The organism is Pedobacter sp. SL55 (genome assembly GCF_026625705.1).
In the GTDB taxonomy this organism is placed as follows: Bacteria; Bacteroidota; Bacteroidia; order Sphingobacteriales; family Sphingobacteriaceae; genus Pedobacter.
In genome coordinates, this window is sequence record NZ_CP113059.1 from 2,149,973 (window position 1) to 2,165,454 (window position 15,482).

Genomic DNA, 15,482 nt, shown 5'->3' on the forward strand with positions numbered 1-15,482 from the left:
TGCTCCACATGACGAAATGAGTAAAAAAATAGCAACAGGTAGGAAAATAGAATTGATATAATTCATATTAGTTTTATTTAACATCCACTATATATTTTTTGCCAACTAAAGTTGTAAAATTGCAACAGCTCGCAAACCACCAATCGATCACCAATAGAAAATCAATCTTAAATTACTTTGGCTTCTTTTAATTTTCCCTCTATTAGCGTTATGGTTTCTTCGGCATCGGGCATTCCGCCAAAAAAACCTGCCGTTCGCCAAGTTCTTGCTTGCCAGACTACTGCTTTTGTAGCAACATCATATAGGTTAAATAAGTAAGTAACACTTTTTAGATCCATACCTCTAGAACTTAGGTTTGTGATGGTAACTTTAAAAATGTAGGGCTTACCATTTTGTTCGGCAATTTCCCAAACATTTGGTTCAGTTCCTCTATACGCATCTAATTCTATCATCTTTTTGGTAGCGAGTTCCGACATTGTTTTAATCTCTTCGTTTTTTACCATGCCTCTTGCTTTTAAGGCATTATACAAGGGTTCAATAAAATCAGTTCTTTCTGCAGTTGGACTTACCACCGCTTCAGTAAAGGAAACTTTTTCTAGCTCTTCTTCGTGCCAGAATAACGCGTTTTTAATTGGCGATGATATTTTTGCAGATTTAAGAACTTCGAAGTCGGGCTTACCAAAAATGCCCCGGTAAATAGCCCCGCCAATAGCAAAAACAAATACGCCAACAACTAACAGGCCTAATGCAGTTTTTATTTTGTCTTTCATCTGATTTTTGTGTTTGTAATGCGTTTAGACATTTATTTTTGTGTTGAAAATTACCTCCATATAACATAATCATAATTTCAAATCATGAATTTAAAACCATAGCGTTAAACTGGTTTTTTCATCATTTCTGGTATTTTCCATTTTGGCTTTGGTTCACTCATTTTAATTTCTCTATCTAATTTTGGGTTATAGGCTAAAATTTCGGGATACTCATTATTGCGAATTTTAGTAACGATTTCTGTTGCCAATGAACTTGTTTCAAACCAAATATTTCTAAATGTTTTTAGCCGCCAAAAGAGCATAAGTGCTATTCCCTTGTCGCATAATGGGTGTTTTAGAATTAATTCAGCTCTATTATCAAGCTGATACTTCACAAAAGAGGCAACGTTATAAAGCTCTATTGGTGTGTCGCAACGTTTGATTTTATTTTCCAAAGTTTCTCCAAACCAATTGTCTACTTCACTTTTTTCTAAATAAATATAGGTTTCTTCTCCATTTGTTGCTTGTTTCATAAATTCAGGAACTTGTTGTTCTGCCTCTATGTGAACTGTTGGGTCAAAATGAATATCAGTTTTTTTATAAAAACCGTTTTTGAAATTATTCAACACTGTTTTAATTAGCTGAAATATTTCATTTTCGTCTCCAACATAATCGCCGTCTATGTTTTCAGTTAGATTATATTTTTGATACTCTTTTGGTTGTGATAACCAAAAAAGTTCTAAAGCAGTCGCTTCACTGCAAATACTGCTTTCAGCAATCCAATGTAATATTTTTACTCCACCGTCCCAATTATGATTTTCTGCTAGATATTGAAGTTCATAGGGCGATGTTAATAACTCAAACTTTGTCTTATCAAGCTCATTTTCGTCAAGTCCTTCATAGAAATTGTCGTCGATAAGTTTCTTCTGCTCTTGTGTTAATGCTGTCATTGTAGTAAGCGATTTAGATAATTAATTTAAGTAATAAGCGCTATCTATAAGCTGGATTGCAATGCATTGTGTTTGTTAAAGCTTCATGATTTCTTTGGTTTCGGCCAACAATTGCTCAAGGCTTGCCGCCTTGTTTAGTTTTGCAAATTCTAGGGTTTCTAGCTTGCCATCTTTTACAAATTCTATGGACAAAGAAACACCGCTTTTAATGAAATTTGTACGGTGCTGGGTGGTTATAAACCTTTTAATTTCGCTAAATTGAAACTGCTTTTTGTTTAAGCTGCCATAAATAGAAGTGGTGATAGTTTTTTGTGCCACATCTATTGCCGCACATTTCCCCAACTCAATTAAGCAAAGGATAAGTGGAAATAACGGTACAATTTTATATAGCGTGCTATCTTTTGTTTGGGGTGCAAAAAAGAGAAAGTAAATTTCCAAAGCTATAAATACGATTAAACCAATAATTGAAGCCATTTTGCTCGTTTTTAAAACGTAAGTTGTTCCTTCTGCTTTGTAAAATTTTGTTGTCATAGGTAGGGTAGGGTGCTAGTTAATTATCGGTTAATTCCAACTCATCTAAAGTTGCTTTTTGTTCTTTAAGGGCTTTAATCTCTTCGTTTAATTTTTTAATCTCTGCATCAAAATAGGCGGCATCTTGCTTTGGCCTTTCAATAGTACCATCCGTTTTGGTAGTTATTTTAGTGGCGTATGCTTTAATTACCAAATCGTAAGGAGCAAAATCGTTTATTGGGTATTTTGCCGTTTTCCATAAGTTAGAATGTTCCCTGGCCTCTGATAGTAAAGGTTCGTGGTGCTGATAAGTTTCATTTGGTTTAATGGCGTAATCGTCATTCCAAGTACCACCTTGTCCTTGTGCTGCAATTCTTTCACCTGTTTTTTTAGAGAAAATTTCGATGTTGAACATATACTCACCCATCAAACTTTCTGCAGACGTATTGGTAAAAACTAAATCTAAATAAGGTTGCTTCTCATCAAAACCTTCATCTTCACTAATCGAAACTTTCGTTAATTTAAAAGCATCTAACTTTTTAGCAATGGCTTCCGCCTTTACTTTTTCTTTCTGCAAACTATCTATCTCGGCTGTTGCAGTTGCAACTTTTTCATCTCTATCTGCTTTTAAAAAATCTTCCGCATAGCTGATGATTGCGCTGTAGCTTTTGCCATCAATCATTTCCATTACCATTTTATCGAACGATTTGCCTTCGTATTTTTCTGGCGCATTCCATTTCTCTTTCATCGCTTTTAGCATTATTACACGCAAAGCTTTTTCGAGGTTCTCTTTTTCTGCTTTGTCTAGTTTTTCTTCCATTTTGGCTTTAGAGGTTTTAAAAGACTGTTCGTCTGTACCAGAAATGGTTGGGCCGCAAGCAGCAAGTAGGAGCATACAGATAGAAATAATGAGTAATGAGTTGATGTTTTTCATTTTGATAATCTATTAAATAAGGTTTTTTTATAGAGAGGTATGAAATTACCTTAAATCGGTAGCTATTTTTGCCTGCAACAGATGGTCGATGGTTTCATACCTCGCTATAACGGAACTATATCTGTAGTTAACGTTCAGATTTTATTTTGCCTTATCAATCCTGGTATCGGCAGCGCCACCATAATAAACCGTTCTGCCATCCATAGTGGTTGGGCTTCTGTCTACTTGTAAATCCATCGTAAACGAAACCTCCATTTTGTCGGTGTGTTTTAACGGCTTTCCTTCGTTATCGTAAAAAACTACATCGGCCATGGTAAAAGTTGTTGGTGCATCAAACTCGTTTTTGCCTTTACCATTTGGGATAGGGAGCGAGGCAATCAGTTTTCCTTGTCCTTCTGGTTGTTCGTAAAATTTAATGTAGGGCAATTGGCTATCGTTGGCCATTGGGCCCTTTACCTCAATATCGCCATCAATAAAAGGATAGCCCACAATAGCGAAACGTTTGCCATTGTTTTCTTTATCTTCACTTAACGTATTGTATTTTTCTATACTTACTAAAGTTCCTTTTTCTTTGTTTTTTGTACAAGCAACCAGCATAGCTGATGCAATTGCGATAAATAGCATTTTTTTCATTTTGTTTTTCGTTGATTTAAAGACTTATTTAAATTATGTGTAGAATTATTAGTTTTTAAAAACCTTAGTAAAGTTTTAGCCTAGTAAAGTCGTTACCTTTAGGTTTGCATAGCTATCGCCCAATTTTTTCAAGAAATCATTAGCGATAATAATCTCTTGTACGTTCTTTTGTGCATTTAGCGAAAAAGCACTTGCACCAGCATTGGCATAGGTAAACAATAAGGCCGAGAACATAACCAGTTCAATTGCACCTCCATCTGTTGCCAAAGCAATTTTATAAGCTTTAACGTTGTCGCCTTTTTGTTTGGCAAAAGCCTTTATCATACCCTCTAAAGGCAATTCGGTAATGGTAGAGGCCTGTAAGCGTGCAGCATCAAATACTAAGTGATTTGATATTTCTCCTTCTGTATCGGTATCTAATAAATGTAAATCGGCACCGCTTAAAATTAAATACTTGGGTGTTTGCACGGTATGAAACTTAACCGTACCCAGTGTGGCCATGCCTTTTAAGCCGTCCTTAATGCCATCTTTAATAGAGTCTTTGGTAGAATAATCTATATTGGCATAATTAAAAGCATCAATAGTTTTGCCTTCCATTTGTTTGGCTATAAAAGCAAGTTCTCCATTTAAGAAGTTGTTTTTGTAAATGTCGGCATTACGCATTTCGGCTTTAAAGTCGGTGTTTTGAAACAGCTCTTTCTGTTTTTTCTTTTTTAAATGCATAAAATAGAAGATACCACCATAAATGGCACCCATGCCAATAATAATCATGATTACTGTACTACTCATTTTTCGTTTTTTTTAGATAAATATTAATTAAACTTGTTTAGGTGTTATTTTTCTTTTTTCGCCCGGAATACTGCCCCAAATAAGCAAGGCTACAAATAGTAAAACCATTATTTTACATCCATATCGGGTGTAAAATGGTAAGCCAATAATGTCAGTTTCATTTATTTTTTGTGCAGCCAAAATATTTTTCAGCTCATTTTCTGGAATGTTAAAATAAGTTTCGCTTTGTTTGTCGTAAGCTACCAATATGGGTTCTTGTGTAATGTACAAAGGCAAAATATAGGCAATGTTAAATTCGGTGTGTAGTGTTGCCAAGTCTACATAATTGCCATTATCAAGCTTAAAATCAGCTGTGTTTGGCAAATCGTAAACTTTGTTTAATACCTGTCGCTCGCCAAAAGGAATTTTAAGTTTAGCCGATACCAAATTTGAGGCTGTTGCTAAGATAGTTAGGCTTAAAATGATTTTTTTCATGGCTTATGCGCTGCTTTTTAAGATAGTTTTTATTGCCTCATTATTTTATTGCTGCGCTTTCTTAAAAACGGCTTCGCTCACTTTCTCTCCAGCTAAATAATAATGCGTAAAAAGCACAGTGCCATCAGGCTTGTACATGTGTGCCACGCCATGGCGTTTGCCATTTACAAATTCGGCATCCATGGTCTTTTTACCTAGGGCGTAGGTAGTAGATAAGCCGTGTTGCAGATCGTTTTTGTAATTGGTTTCGGTTATCAGTTGGCCGTCGTTATAAACGCGGTACACGCCATTTCGCTTATCATCAGCGTAATTTGCCTCTAGTGTTAACTTCCCATCAAAACCATAATTTTTCGACGTACCATTTTTCAAATCGTTTTCGTAAAAAGTAGCTGTAGTAAGTCTATCGCCAGAGAAAGTTTGCGATAGGCCATGCTTTTTATCGGCCTTGTAAACCGATTTATTAATGAGTTTGCCACCACTAAACATTTCGCTTAGCCCATTTTTCTTGCCATTTTTATACTCCTGACGCAACCAAACTTTACCTTCGCTATCGTAATTTTCTTTTAAACCATTGCGTACACCGCGTTTGTAAACCAATTTGCACTCCAAGCGGCCGCCGTTGGTGTACCAAAAAGCATCTCCGGTAATCATTCCGTTTTTAATGGTGTACAGGGCATAGCTTTGCTCATCCAGCGGAATTTTGTATTGCCCGTTAAGGTATTTGCCGTTCAGGCTCAACATCAAATCGCTGCTATCTGCGGTATAGGTTTTTACTAAATGTTTCCACTGTATTTCTTCTGGTATTTGGGCGTAAAGCGAGGTAGCGCAGCACGTAAACATTAAAATAGTGGCAAACTTGTAACTGTTTTTCATAGGTTTTTGTAGGGTCTTATGCTTTTAATGTGTAGCCATATTTGTATTTAATTGAGGTTTTCCTCACTAAAAATAAATATTAGGTTTCTTATAAAAACTGTATTTTATTATTCGCTGGGGTTTATTAATTATTCGCCAGTAATCAGTTTATATCCGTAAAAATCGAATGCTTGTTTTTTATTTTTTTGAAGCGCAAGATCTGTTCACAAAATAAAGTTTAGTCCCGTTTTTCGCTTTACTTCGTGCCCGCTACAACCGGGGCTAAGTGGCCAATAACGTTTTTCATTTTTGCGGTTTGCAGGGTGCTCAAACCCTTGTTCATAAACCTGTATTGCAATGAAAATCTTCCAGTTTTTCATCGGGAACTGCAATGTAAAGCGGAACAAACGTTGCCATTAGCCATAAACTTTCATTTTCTAATTTCCTTTTTTATAATCTATGTAGCCATTTTTCTCTTGATATTCCCACAGTTCTGTGTTTTTTTGGATGTAGCGAGAGGGCGTATCAATGTAATTTGCTTTACCATCGAAACCATTTTTGTAAACCGTTTTTAAACTATCGCTTAAATTTTCGAAAGCATGTGCAAAATACGCTTCCGCTGTTAGCGTTTTTTCGTAGTACAAATCATCTTTGGTAGGTGTAACAGGTTTTAATTTAGCTCGCAATACCTCTTTTTCTAAATAAATGCCTCTTAGCCAAACAATAACATGGCCGTTGTCTGCTACTCCAATTACGAAACTCAAGCCTTTCTTAAGTCCGGCATATTCCGAAAGTCTTAAAAACTGATTGTTTTTTTCGGCAGACTTAAATACGTCCAGCATTTCTTGTTGAGGCAAATTCAAGGTATCAGCATAGAAATTTCGATCGCGATAGGAAAAATATTTTAAAACCAATTGCTGGGGCAACCTTGCCGAACGGGCATGGTTTGTAGTGCCATAATTTACTCCCCAAGTAGTGGTAAAGTTATTTACATCTTCATAGTCTGCACTTTCAAAATCATCGTTTGGTAGCAAAAAATAAGCTTCTCTAATGTGTACAGGGAAAGTTTCTGGTGCATTTACCGCTACCGAATAATTGTATCGCTCCCAGCTTTTGTAGCTTATTTTTCTATAAATAATGCCTACAACAAGCAGCACAGCTAAGCCAATATAAAATTTGTTGAGCTTGTTAACTTTCATGGGCATTAGTTTTTTAAAAGCTGCTGCCAGCCCCGCTGCGTACCAAAGCAAGCCAATAAAACCTAACGAAATAATGAGCAAAACACCAAATAACCATTTTGCCCATCGGTAACCTTTGCCATGGTAGGTAATGGCATAACCGCCCAATAAAATGGTTGCCGAAATAACCAAAACCATCAAAAATGCAATGCCATCTGGGTCATTAGCTGCGGTTATGTTACTAGCTAAAATTAGCGTTAATAAGATGTTTAATGCAATTAACCCCAGCGACAAATTGCTGTTTTTCTGTTTATCTACCTCAGAATTTTCCATAGCTATAGTTTTTCCTGCTTAATTAAAGCGGCCAGCATTAAATCAAATTTCTCGGTTTTACCGCCACAACCATTATAAACAACCTTGCCATTTGGGTCTATTATTATTTTTGCTGGTGTACAAAAAATATTGTGTTCTACTTTTTTGTTTTTATTTGGTGCTTGCGTGTTATCTATTTGCGGAAAACTGAATTTTGCACTGTCTACTTGTTTTTTCAGTTGGGCATCGTTATCACAAAAGCCATCAATTATGGCTACCATTGGTATTTTCTCTCCATATAATTGATGTGTGTTTTTTAGTTCGGCAACCATATCGTAACTTTCGCTTTTGGTTAAATAGCTGTTGTTATAAGCAAAAAGCACCCAGTATTTGCCTTTATAATCTTCCGAATTAATTGTGCTTCCATCTATTGCTTTTGCGCTAAAGGCTTTGGGCGTTGCGTTTTGAAAAAAATCTATTTGTTTGGCTCTTATTTCTGCTAATTCTTCTGCCAAAGTTTTTTCTTGCGGCGCTTGGCTACAGGCTGTCATCATCAGAGGTATTAGTAACAAAAAAATAAAGTTCACTTTATCCATGACGGTTATTTTAGCAATCGAAATTTTCATAATGTGTTACTTCTAAACGTTTTTCAAGTTCTTCTTTTTCTTTTTCAGAAATACTTTGCTTACTGAGTGTTACTTTCAGTTGTTTGGTGGCGTCTGGGCTAATCCAAATTCCGTTTAAACTGTTTTGTGATTTTTTTAAAACTAACACGCCCGTAAATCTAATTTCGGTAAAGCAAAAATTTCCCTTTTCGTTGGTTTGTACCTGAAGTTCTATCCAGTTTTTGCCCTTTCCATATTGATACATTGCAGTATAGGTGTCGCTTCCGCCACATTCATTTGCAAATTGCTTTAAGTAAAATCTTACGGGCCGGTTGTTAATAGTGCCTTGGTAGAAGTATTCTTTATTTTCTTGTGCCGTAACATTTGCTATTCCAACAGTAAAAAAAGATAGCGTTAAAAGTAGTAGACGAGCCAGATTTTTTGAAATTGTCATTGTTTAGCCTTTAGGAATTGATATCTAAATTAAGTATAACCAGCAAAATAGTTTTTAAAGATTATGATCTGCATTAAACAAGTAGTTATTTGTAGCTTTTGGCTTATTAATCGCTTTCAAATATTTGGTTACACTGCTTTAATTGGAAGGATTATGCTAACCGTAGTCCCTTTATTTTCTTCGCTTTGTATTTCAATGCTTGCAGTTTCGCCGCTTTGTTTGGCGAGTATTGCCAAACGTTCTTTGCTTATAGCTGTAGCCAGCGATTTATGGTTTTTGATGGCTATCTCCTTGGCAAATCCTTTACCATTATCGGCAATGGTAACCAACAGGATTTCATCTTTTATATCGAAATTTATGTTGATCATGCCTTCTTTACCATTCGGATTTATGCCGTGTATAATGGCATTTTCTACAAAAGGTTGCATTAACATGGGTGGCACCATTACGCTCTCGGCATCATGCGCTTGGTCTATATTAATTTGATAATCAAATGCGTCGTCGTAGCGCATTTGTTGTAAGCTAAGATAGTTTTGCAGGGTTTCTATTTCTTCGCTCAGTTTTACATAGCTTTCTCTCGATAGCTGCAAGCTGCTGCGCAATAACCGCCCAAATTGCTGTAAGTATTTTAAGGCCTTGTCATTTTGGTTAAAACGAATAAAGCTTTGCAGAGCAGATAAGGTATTAAAAATAAAATGAGGCTCTATTTGGGTGCGTAATAAACGCTGCTCTAGTTGTATGCGTTCGGTTTCGCTTTTTAAGCGGCGTTGTTTTTGTATGAAGTACAGTAAAAGTGCTATCGTAATGGTTAAAAGCAAACCTAAGGTACTTATGGCAAGCCAAAGCCGATTACTTTGTAGTTTTGCATTTGATAAAGCTACCGTTTGGTTTAAGGTATAGATAGATTTATCTTTCGCTTTTAATTGCACAATGGCGCCCATTTCGGCCAGGGCACGAGCGTTTTCTAATTCGTATACAAATTTGGTGCGTGCCAATACAATATCATACTGTTTTAGCGCTTGCGGATATTTTTTTGAAGCAATGTAATAATTGGCCAAATTTTGGTCGTACATGATCAGGTTCTCATCATCTACCTTATTGCCGTAGGTTTTAATAAATTCTTGGCACTTATTAAGGTAAAAATTGGCGCTATCTAATTGTTTTTTGTTGATAAAGATACCCGCCAAATCGTTATAGCTGCTGTACAAATTACCAGTTAAAACGCTCTCTGCATTTTTGCTATTTTCAATTGCGTCTTTTAAATCTAAGGTTAATCTTTTTCTGTTGTAAAACAACGCCGAATCGGGTTCGTTAATGAGAGAGAAATAGGTAACTTTCCTATCGCAAATAAATTTTGCGTTAAGTTGCTCTGGATGCTGTTGATACAGCTGCTCCATTTTTTCGATGTAGCTATACAAAGAATCGGCACTGCCGTTTGCACGGTAAAAGCAGGTTGCCATTTGACTGTATGCCCTAAATTTTTCTTTGATAGGCGTGGGTAACTGCGGCAACAGAGCCATCGCTTTGCGGTTAAAATTAAACGCGTTATTAAACTGCCGTAACTGTAAGCTAGATTGTGCTGCGGCAAAAAAAACAGTTATTTTTTGTTTGGCCGTAAGGTTTATCGAAGTATCTGCCAAAAGCATTTGAGCAGCAGTATTGTAATAGTAGTTTTCTTGATGTATTTTTTGCTCCATGAGCGCCAAATTGCCCAAACCCGAATAAAGTTGCACTTGATCATCTGTATAACCTTTTCTATTGCCCATCAATTCCCAAGCTTTTTGCAAATGGTATTTTAGCGAGTCTAGCTCGTTCATGCCATAAAAAACACCAGCAATGTTATAATGTACCTTAGAGCGCAAAACTGAATCTGCTTTAACCTGTTTGTTCTTTAATTTCGTATTCCAATAGTTTAATCTTACCTGTAAATCTGGGTTTTCTTTGAGCTTTTCGCTGGCTGCTTTAAAACTTAATAGTAAGCTTTGGGTATGGGTTGCTACAGGTTTTTCTTTACAAGCGTATAACATTACCAAACACAGCACTATCAAATAAATCAATCGCTGTTTCATTGTACATTGGTGTTAATTTGCTGTATAATAAGTTCTCTTCTCCTGTTCGAAACCGGAATTTCAGTTTTGTCTTTTAAGATTAGCGTTCCAGATTTTAAAAATTTATCTACACACTTAATATTAACCAAATAAGATTGATGCGGTCTTAAAAACCATTGCTCTGGCAATAGCTCGTCGTAATATTTTAATGGCTTTGAGATAATTAATTTCCTTTCTTCTGATAGGTAAAAAGTAGTATAGCTGCCCTCGCTTTGGCAGTATATGATTTCTTTAAGCTGCAAAACTTGTAAAAACTCTAGGGTATGTAGCACTAGGCGGTTCTCTAGGGTATTTTCTTGTTGTTGTAATTGTGTATTGATCACAGCAAGTTGCGCCGCTTGATGCTGTTGATGGCCTACATTTGCTTTATAAATTCTATCAAGTGCAAGCTTAAGCTCGTATTCATCTAAAGGTTTTAGAAGGTAGTCTATTGCACCGTATTTGATGGCTTTAACTGCAAAATCATTGTACGCCGTAATAAATATAATTTTAAAATTAATTTCTGTCAGCTTGTTCAAAATGTCAAAGGCGGTACCATCGGTAAGCTGTATATCCATTAAAACCAACTCTGGGTTGGTGGCTTTAATCAGTACCAATGCCTCGGCAACATTGGTGGCCGCCCCAATAAAGTTGCAATTGGTTTCACTTTGTACCAACCACTCTATTTCTTTGCGTACAGCGGGTTCGTCCTCAATAATTAAGGTTCTTAACATTTGGTTAAATTATTTTGATCAACTTACAATAGCTAAAACTTAGATCAGCTATTTCCTAATTTTTTACCTAAAAAAGCTGATCTTTAAATTCGTCCCAAGGCTTGGTGGTGCTTTCTAAGTATGTATCTAGCTGCTGTTGCTCTTCTTTCGATAAGCTTTCCTTAAAATCAAGTCCCTTTAGTAGCCAATCTGAATAAGCTTTGCTTAAATCGTAACTTTTTTCTTTGTCTTTTGAAGCAGCGGCAGAACCAAGGTCATTAAATAGTGGTTCAAAAGATTTTAAATGCTCGTTAAGTTTTTGGTTGCTAAATTTGGGTGCTACCAAACCAGTTTTCGAATAATAGTTAACCGCTGTGGTGTTAGACGAGTTGGTACAAGAAAAGAGTAGGGCTATTAGTGAAAATAGGAATAGAAATTTTATATGTTTCATAGCTTGTTGATATTGGTTTTTCTAACAATTAAAATAATTGCTGTTGCAAAACCAATACCGATACACATATAGGTTGTAGGTATTGAGGTAGAATAAGCTATTTAGCTAGAAGCACATTTTGCTGCAAACCTAAATGGGGCATAATTTTCTTTAATTTGCCCAATTGAGTAAAATGCTTACGGTAAAGTTGCCCCTTGTTTATTAGGCGATTGTAAGTTGGCACTATAACATCACAGGTAACTTAATAGAGAAAACACTCCCTTTGCTGAGAGTAGAAGTTGCTACTATTTCGCCACCTAATTTATTAACCATTTCTTTAACTAGGTATAAGCCTATGCCGCTGCCCTTATTGTGGTGGGTGGTAACGTAAAACATATCAAATATTTTTCCCAAATGCTCCTCGGCTATACCCAAACCGTTATCCTCAAAATTAATTTGTAAAAAACCTTCTGTTAAATCTGCCGATATGTGAATGAAACGATTGGCTTTGTTAGGGTCGGCATATTTTAGGGCATTAGAAATTAAGTTGCGTGAAATAATATCTAACCTAAAACTATCTATTTTGGTAACGATTGGCTGTATGTTGTATTTTATCTCTAGGTCAAAATCTTGGCCGTGTTTCAAATCGTTTACTACGCTCTCAAAAAAAGTAAATAAGTTGATTTCTTGAATTTCGATGTCTAGGCGCTTGTTTTTAGATAATTGGATAATTTTTAAGATGAAATCATCTTGTCTGGATAAAATTTGAGACATTAACCTGAAATATAAACTACGTTCTTGTTCCGAATTTTCTTTTTCGGCTAAAGCAATTATTCCCTTTAAAGATGTGATAGGGCTTCTTAAATCATGAGATACACTATGGGTAAATAGGTCTAGTTCCTCATTAATTTTTAATAGCGCATTATTTTGTGCCATGGTGTTTTTTTGTAAAATAGATAAACGATTGATGTATTTGATAGAGATGATGATAATGCAGAGAAAGACAGAAATTGCAATCGACGTATTAATAGTAAGCACCGTTTTGTTTACAAGCTTACTGCTTTCGGTTAGCGCATGATCAAATTCATTTCCTTTTTTGGTAATAAGCTTACAGGTTTTGTCAATTTTGTCGGCAAGTTCTTCTTTCTCCATTAAAGAAAGCAAGATGTTGCTTTTTTGTTTTTGATGTAACAATTCTCCTTGTTTTTCGAGGTCTATAATGAGCAGATCTGCCGCTTTCCACAATTCTACCGCTTTTTGAAAATGGGGTAACGATTTAAAATTTTTGTAAACCCAAATAATGTTATCTAAATCGTCTGGTATGTTCTTACCTAATAGCAAATGTTTTTTTATTACTTCATGGCTTGCATTTTTATCTAAAGCAAGTCTTGCCAAACTGTCGTTTACGGGAACTTGAAGTTGGGTTAAGAAATGTTGATAGTGTTGAGGGTTGCCAGTAAAAACATAATTGGTAAGATGCCTAGAAGCTTCTTGTTGAGCTTTCATATAAACAGATTCGCCAGAAGTGAAAGCCCTAATGCCATCTATAGCCTTTAATCCGTAATGATTTAGTGTGATAATTAATGCGATAGCAGCAAAAACGCAGATGGTATAGTTGTATACAACAATTTTTGTTTGTTTGGTAAGTTTATTCATTGAGCGTAGATGGTAAACAGGTTGATTGTTAATTTATTAAAGGTATAAAAAAGTAATCTGATTACACCTAAAAGTTGTAAAAGAAACTTTGCAGGTTACTGGTGGCAATGTTTTACCATATTTTATTCTGTTTGTTGAGTGGTCTTTATTTTAACTTTTGACTTTATTTTTGATGATTTTATTGAAGAGCCTGCTCCGTTTACTAAATAAAAATTGGACTTAACAAATGTTAGCTTCGTACTTATCGAACCCTAAAGACGGAGGTTAAAATATTTAAGAGCTAGTGTAGCGGTTAGCGTAATATTGGCGTAGTAGTAATAAAACCATAAAAGCTATGAAAACAAGATCATTAACAATTTGCTTAATAATTATTGCCCTGATATTTAATTCTTGCAGAAAAGATAAAAATAGAAATATTGAAGAAATAGGCTATGGCACTTCTTTTGGAATGTGTGTTGGTTATTGTTTAAATCAGGTTGCAATTATTAATAACGGTAGCATTGACTTTACAAAAAGAGCTAATGGTATTAATCCAAGTGTAAAAACCTGCACTAAAGCTATTGCTGAAAACGAAATAAACGCATTGAAAGCTTTAGTTAATGTAGCTGAATTTAATAAATTGCCCGAAATAATTGGCTGTCCGGATTGTGCAGATGGCGGTGCAGAATGGATTTCAATGAAAGTAGATGGGAAAGTGAAAAAGGTTACTTATGAATATGGTAAAGCACCTGATGCTTTAAAAAATTTAGCGCTAAAATTGAAAGAAATTAAAGACGGGTTTGCAGATTGTAATTAGGCGCTTAGTGATTTGCTTTGAAGCCGAAAGATTGAATTTGTGAAGTTAGATCAAATGCGTTGTTTTTTGCCTACTCTTAGGATTCTGTAACTCCGAGTTCTATAATTAGCGCTGTTGGAAACCTGCATATTTGTTGGCGGGGACGCCAACAAAGGCGTATCAAGCGTTGGCGTCTCCGCCAACGTTGCGGGCTAATTTATTGAATACTCCACTCTGCTCTTTGGGACGGGACTACCCAAAGCCAAGTGTTGCCGCAATTGCTTTTCAAATAAAAACACTTCTTATTTTAACCTAAAACCATTTTTAGGGTAAGCTACTTTTAACTCTGAAAATATTTAGCGTAACCTCTTGATAGTTAAAAGAAATTGTTCTACTTTTGCAGTCCCTTAATGTGGGCTAGTTGTAAACTGCTAACTGCAAGGAAATTAAATAAATATTTGAAACAAAAAGCAAGAAATGCCAACCATTCAACAATTAGTTAGAAAAGGTAGAGTAGCACTGGAGTTTAAGAGTAAATCTCCAGCGTTGGACAGTTGTCCACAGCGAAGAGGCGTATGTACACGTGTATATACTACTACCCCTAAGAAACCAAACTCTGCAATGCGTAAAGTTGCCCGTGTACGTTTAACCAATGGTAAAGAGGTGAATGCCTACATTCCAGGAGAAGGTCACAACTTACAAGAGCACTCGATCGTTTTGATCCGTGGTGGTCGTGTTAAAGATTTACCAGGTGTACGTTACCACATCATCCGTGGTGCATTAGATACATCAGGTGTAGCTGGTCGTAACCAACGTCGTAGTAAATATGGTACTAAGCGTCCTAAACCAGGGCAAGCAGCTGCAGCACCAGCAAAAGGTAAAAAGAAATAATTAGGAGGAAACAGAAATGAGAAAGTCAAAACCAAAGAAAAGAATTATTCTTCCTGATCCTAAATTTAATGATGTTCAGGTTACCAGATTTGTAAACAACATGATGTTTGATGGTAAAAAATCTATCGCTTACTCTATTTTTTATGATGCTGTAGAATTAGCAGAGAAAAAAGCAGGCGAAAACGGATTAGAAATCTTCAAACGTGCTTTAGCAAATATCAGCCCTGCTGTAGAGGTTAAATCTCGTCGTGTGGGTGGTGCAAACTTCCAAGTGCCTACAGAAGTACGTCCAGAGCGTAAAATTGCTTTAGGTATGAAATGGTTAATCAACTACTCGCGTAAGCGTGGTGGAAAAAACCATGAAAGAAAAATTAGCTGGCGAAATGGTAGCAGCAGCTAAAGGCGAAGGTGCAGCAGTTAAGAAAAAAGAGGATACGCACAAAATGGCTGAGGCTAACAAAGCGTTCTCGCACTTCAGATTCTAAAAAGA

At 35.9% G+C, this 15,482-nt stretch carries 17 protein-coding genes and 1 pseudogene; 3 read left to right on the plus strand and 15 right to left on the minus strand.

What is annotated here, in order from left to right; all coding sequences use genetic code 11:
- Positions 1-167: 167 nt before the first annotated feature.
- The 15 genes from OVA16_RS09620 to OVA16_RS09690 form a co-directional block, all read right to left on the minus strand.
- On the minus strand, positions 168-770 hold the full coding sequence (locus tag OVA16_RS09620; protein WP_267765195.1) for a hypothetical protein: 603 nt from the start codon (positions 768-770) through the stop codon (positions 168-170).
- 104 nt (positions 771-874) lie between these two features.
- Complete coding sequence (locus OVA16_RS09625) at positions 875-1,699, minus strand: DUF4274 domain-containing protein (RefSeq protein ID WP_267765196.1); 825 nt, start codon at positions 1,697-1,699, stop codon at positions 875-877.
- 75 nt (positions 1,700-1,774) lie between these two features.
- Positions 1,775-2,230, minus strand: a complete 456-nt coding sequence (locus OVA16_RS09630; protein ID WP_267765198.1) for a hypothetical protein — start codon at positions 2,228-2,230, stop codon at positions 1,775-1,777.
- A 19-nt stretch (positions 2,231-2,249) separates the two neighbouring features.
- Complete coding sequence (locus tag OVA16_RS09635) at positions 2,250-3,143, minus strand: DUF6694 family lipoprotein (RefSeq protein ID WP_267765199.1); 894 nt, start codon at positions 3,141-3,143, stop codon at positions 2,250-2,252.
- 141 nt (positions 3,144-3,284) lie between these two features.
- Complete coding sequence (locus OVA16_RS09640; RefSeq protein WP_267765200.1) at positions 3,285-3,776, minus strand: hypothetical protein; 492 nt, start codon at positions 3,774-3,776, stop codon at positions 3,285-3,287.
- A 75-nt stretch (positions 3,777-3,851) separates the two neighbouring features.
- Entirely contained in the window at positions 3,852-4,565 is a 714-nt protein-coding gene (locus OVA16_RS09645; protein ID WP_267765202.1) for a hypothetical protein, read from the minus strand.
- A 27-nt stretch (positions 4,566-4,592) separates the two neighbouring features.
- Positions 4,593-5,039, minus strand: coding sequence for a hypothetical protein (locus OVA16_RS09650; RefSeq protein ID WP_267765203.1), 447 nt, complete (start codon positions 5,037-5,039; stop codon positions 4,593-4,595).
- 45 nt (positions 5,040-5,084) lie between these two features.
- On the minus strand, positions 5,085-5,912 hold the full coding sequence (locus OVA16_RS09655; RefSeq protein ID WP_267765205.1) for a toxin-antitoxin system YwqK family antitoxin: 828 nt from the start codon (positions 5,910-5,912) through the stop codon (positions 5,085-5,087).
- Positions 5,913-6,328: 416 nt separating this feature from the next.
- On the minus strand, positions 6,329-7,402 hold the full coding sequence (locus OVA16_RS09660) for a DUF2931 family protein (protein WP_267765206.1): 1,074 nt from the start codon (positions 7,400-7,402) through the stop codon (positions 6,329-6,331).
- Positions 7,403-7,404: 2 nt separating this feature from the next.
- Positions 7,405-8,007 carry a peroxiredoxin family protein gene (locus OVA16_RS09665; RefSeq protein WP_267765207.1) on the minus strand — a complete coding sequence of 201 codons (603 nt, stop codon included), beginning with the start codon at positions 8,005-8,007 and terminating at the stop codon, positions 7,405-7,407.
- The gene (locus OVA16_RS09670) at positions 7,988-8,440 is read right to left on the minus strand and encodes a hypothetical protein (protein ID WP_267765208.1); all 453 of its coding nucleotides are present in this window, start codon (positions 8,438-8,440) and stop codon (positions 7,988-7,990) included. The genes OVA16_RS09665 and OVA16_RS09670 overlap by 20 nt, the downstream gene beginning before the upstream one ends.
- 128 nt (positions 8,441-8,568) lie before the next feature.
- Positions 8,569-10,509: a sensor histidine kinase gene (locus OVA16_RS09675; RefSeq protein WP_267765209.1), complete on the minus strand. Its 1,941-nt coding sequence runs from the start codon at positions 10,507-10,509 to the stop codon at positions 8,569-8,571.
- Positions 10,506-11,261: a LytR/AlgR family response regulator transcription factor gene (locus tag OVA16_RS09680; protein ID WP_267765211.1), complete on the minus strand. Its 756-nt coding sequence runs from the start codon at positions 11,259-11,261 to the stop codon at positions 10,506-10,508. Before OVA16_RS09680 ends, OVA16_RS09675 begins: the two co-directional genes overlap by 4 nt.
- 67 nt (positions 11,262-11,328) lie before the next feature.
- Positions 11,329-11,691 carry a hypothetical protein gene (locus OVA16_RS09685; protein WP_267765213.1) on the minus strand — a complete coding sequence of 121 codons (363 nt, stop codon included), beginning with the start codon at positions 11,689-11,691 and terminating at the stop codon, positions 11,329-11,331.
- A gap of 222 nt (positions 11,692-11,913) precedes the next feature.
- Positions 11,914-13,326: a sensor histidine kinase gene (locus tag OVA16_RS09690; RefSeq protein WP_267765214.1), complete on the minus strand. Its 1,413-nt coding sequence runs from the start codon at positions 13,324-13,326 to the stop codon at positions 11,914-11,916.
- Between the two features lie 334 nt (positions 13,327-13,660).
- Here OVA16_RS09690 and OVA16_RS09695 point away from each other — a divergent pair, with 334 nt between their 5' ends.
- The 3 genes and pseudogenes from OVA16_RS09695 (at position 13,661) to rpsG (ending at position 15,477) form a co-directional block, all read left to right on the plus strand.
- A complete protein-coding gene (locus tag OVA16_RS09695; RefSeq protein ID WP_267765215.1) occupies positions 13,661-14,122 on the plus strand; it encodes a DUF6438 domain-containing protein in 462 nt (153 codons plus the stop codon).
- A 456-nt stretch (positions 14,123-14,578) separates the two neighbouring features.
- Positions 14,579-14,992: a 30S ribosomal protein S12 gene (gene rpsL / locus OVA16_RS09700; protein ID WP_010599925.1), complete on the plus strand. Its 414-nt coding sequence runs from the start codon at positions 14,579-14,581 to the stop codon at positions 14,990-14,992.
- 16 nt (positions 14,993-15,008) lie between these two features.
- Positions 15,009-15,477, plus strand: a pseudogene (rpsG, locus tag OVA16_RS09705) (30S ribosomal protein S7).
- Positions 15,478-15,482 lie beyond the last annotated feature (5 nt).

What these genes read in the sequence shown, in the direction of transcription:
- OVA16_RS09620 (WP_267765195.1), bottom strand. Translation starts at nt 770, where the DNA reads ATGAAAGACAAAATAAAAACTGCATTAGGCCTGTTAGTTGTTGGCGTA.
- OVA16_RS09625 (WP_267765196.1), bottom strand. Translation starts at nt 1,699, where the DNA reads ATGACAGCATTAACACAAGAGCAGAAGAAACTTATCGACGACAATTTC.
- OVA16_RS09630 (WP_267765198.1), bottom strand. Translation starts at nt 2,230, where the DNA reads ATGACAACAAAATTTTACAAAGCAGAAGGAACAACTTACGTTTTAAAA.
- OVA16_RS09635 (WP_267765199.1), bottom strand. Translation starts at nt 3,143, where the DNA reads ATGAAAAACATCAACTCATTACTCATTATTTCTATCTGTATGCTCCTA.
- OVA16_RS09640 (WP_267765200.1), bottom strand. Translation starts at nt 3,776, where the DNA reads ATGAAAAAAATGCTATTTATCGCAATTGCATCAGCTATGCTGGTTGCT.
- OVA16_RS09645 (WP_267765202.1), bottom strand. Translation starts at nt 4,565, where the DNA reads ATGAGTAGTACAGTAATCATGATTATTATTGGCATGGGTGCCATTTAT.
- OVA16_RS09650 (WP_267765203.1), bottom strand. Translation starts at nt 5,039, where the DNA reads ATGAAAAAAATCATTTTAAGCCTAACTATCTTAGCAACAGCCTCAAAT.
- OVA16_RS09655 (WP_267765205.1), bottom strand. Translation starts at nt 5,912, where the DNA reads ATGAAAAACAGTTACAAGTTTGCCACTATTTTAATGTTTACGTGCTGC.
- OVA16_RS09660 (WP_267765206.1), bottom strand. Translation starts at nt 7,402, where the DNA reads ATGGAAAATTCTGAGGTAGATAAACAGAAAAACAGCAATTTGTCGCTG.
- OVA16_RS09665 (WP_267765207.1), bottom strand. Translation starts at nt 8,007, where the DNA reads ATGAAAATTTCGATTGCTAAAATAACCGTCATGGATAAAGTGAACTTT.
- OVA16_RS09670 (WP_267765208.1), bottom strand. Translation starts at nt 8,440, where the DNA reads ATGACAATTTCAAAAAATCTGGCTCGTCTACTACTTTTAACGCTATCT.
- OVA16_RS09675 (WP_267765209.1), bottom strand. Translation starts at nt 10,509, where the DNA reads ATGAAACAGCGATTGATTTATTTGATAGTGCTGTGTTTGGTAATGTTA.
- OVA16_RS09680 (WP_267765211.1), bottom strand. Translation starts at nt 11,261, where the DNA reads ATGTTAAGAACCTTAATTATTGAGGACGAACCCGCTGTACGCAAAGAA.
- OVA16_RS09685 (WP_267765213.1), bottom strand. Translation starts at nt 11,691, where the DNA reads ATGAAACATATAAAATTTCTATTCCTATTTTCACTAATAGCCCTACTC.
- OVA16_RS09690 (WP_267765214.1), bottom strand. Translation starts at nt 13,326, where the DNA reads ATGAATAAACTTACCAAACAAACAAAAATTGTTGTATACAACTATACC.
- OVA16_RS09695 (WP_267765215.1), top strand. Translation starts at nt 13,661, where the DNA reads ATGAAAACAAGATCATTAACAATTTGCTTAATAATTATTGCCCTGATA.
- rpsL (WP_010599925.1), top strand. Translation starts at nt 14,579, where the DNA reads ATGCCAACCATTCAACAATTAGTTAGAAAAGGTAGAGTAGCACTGGAG.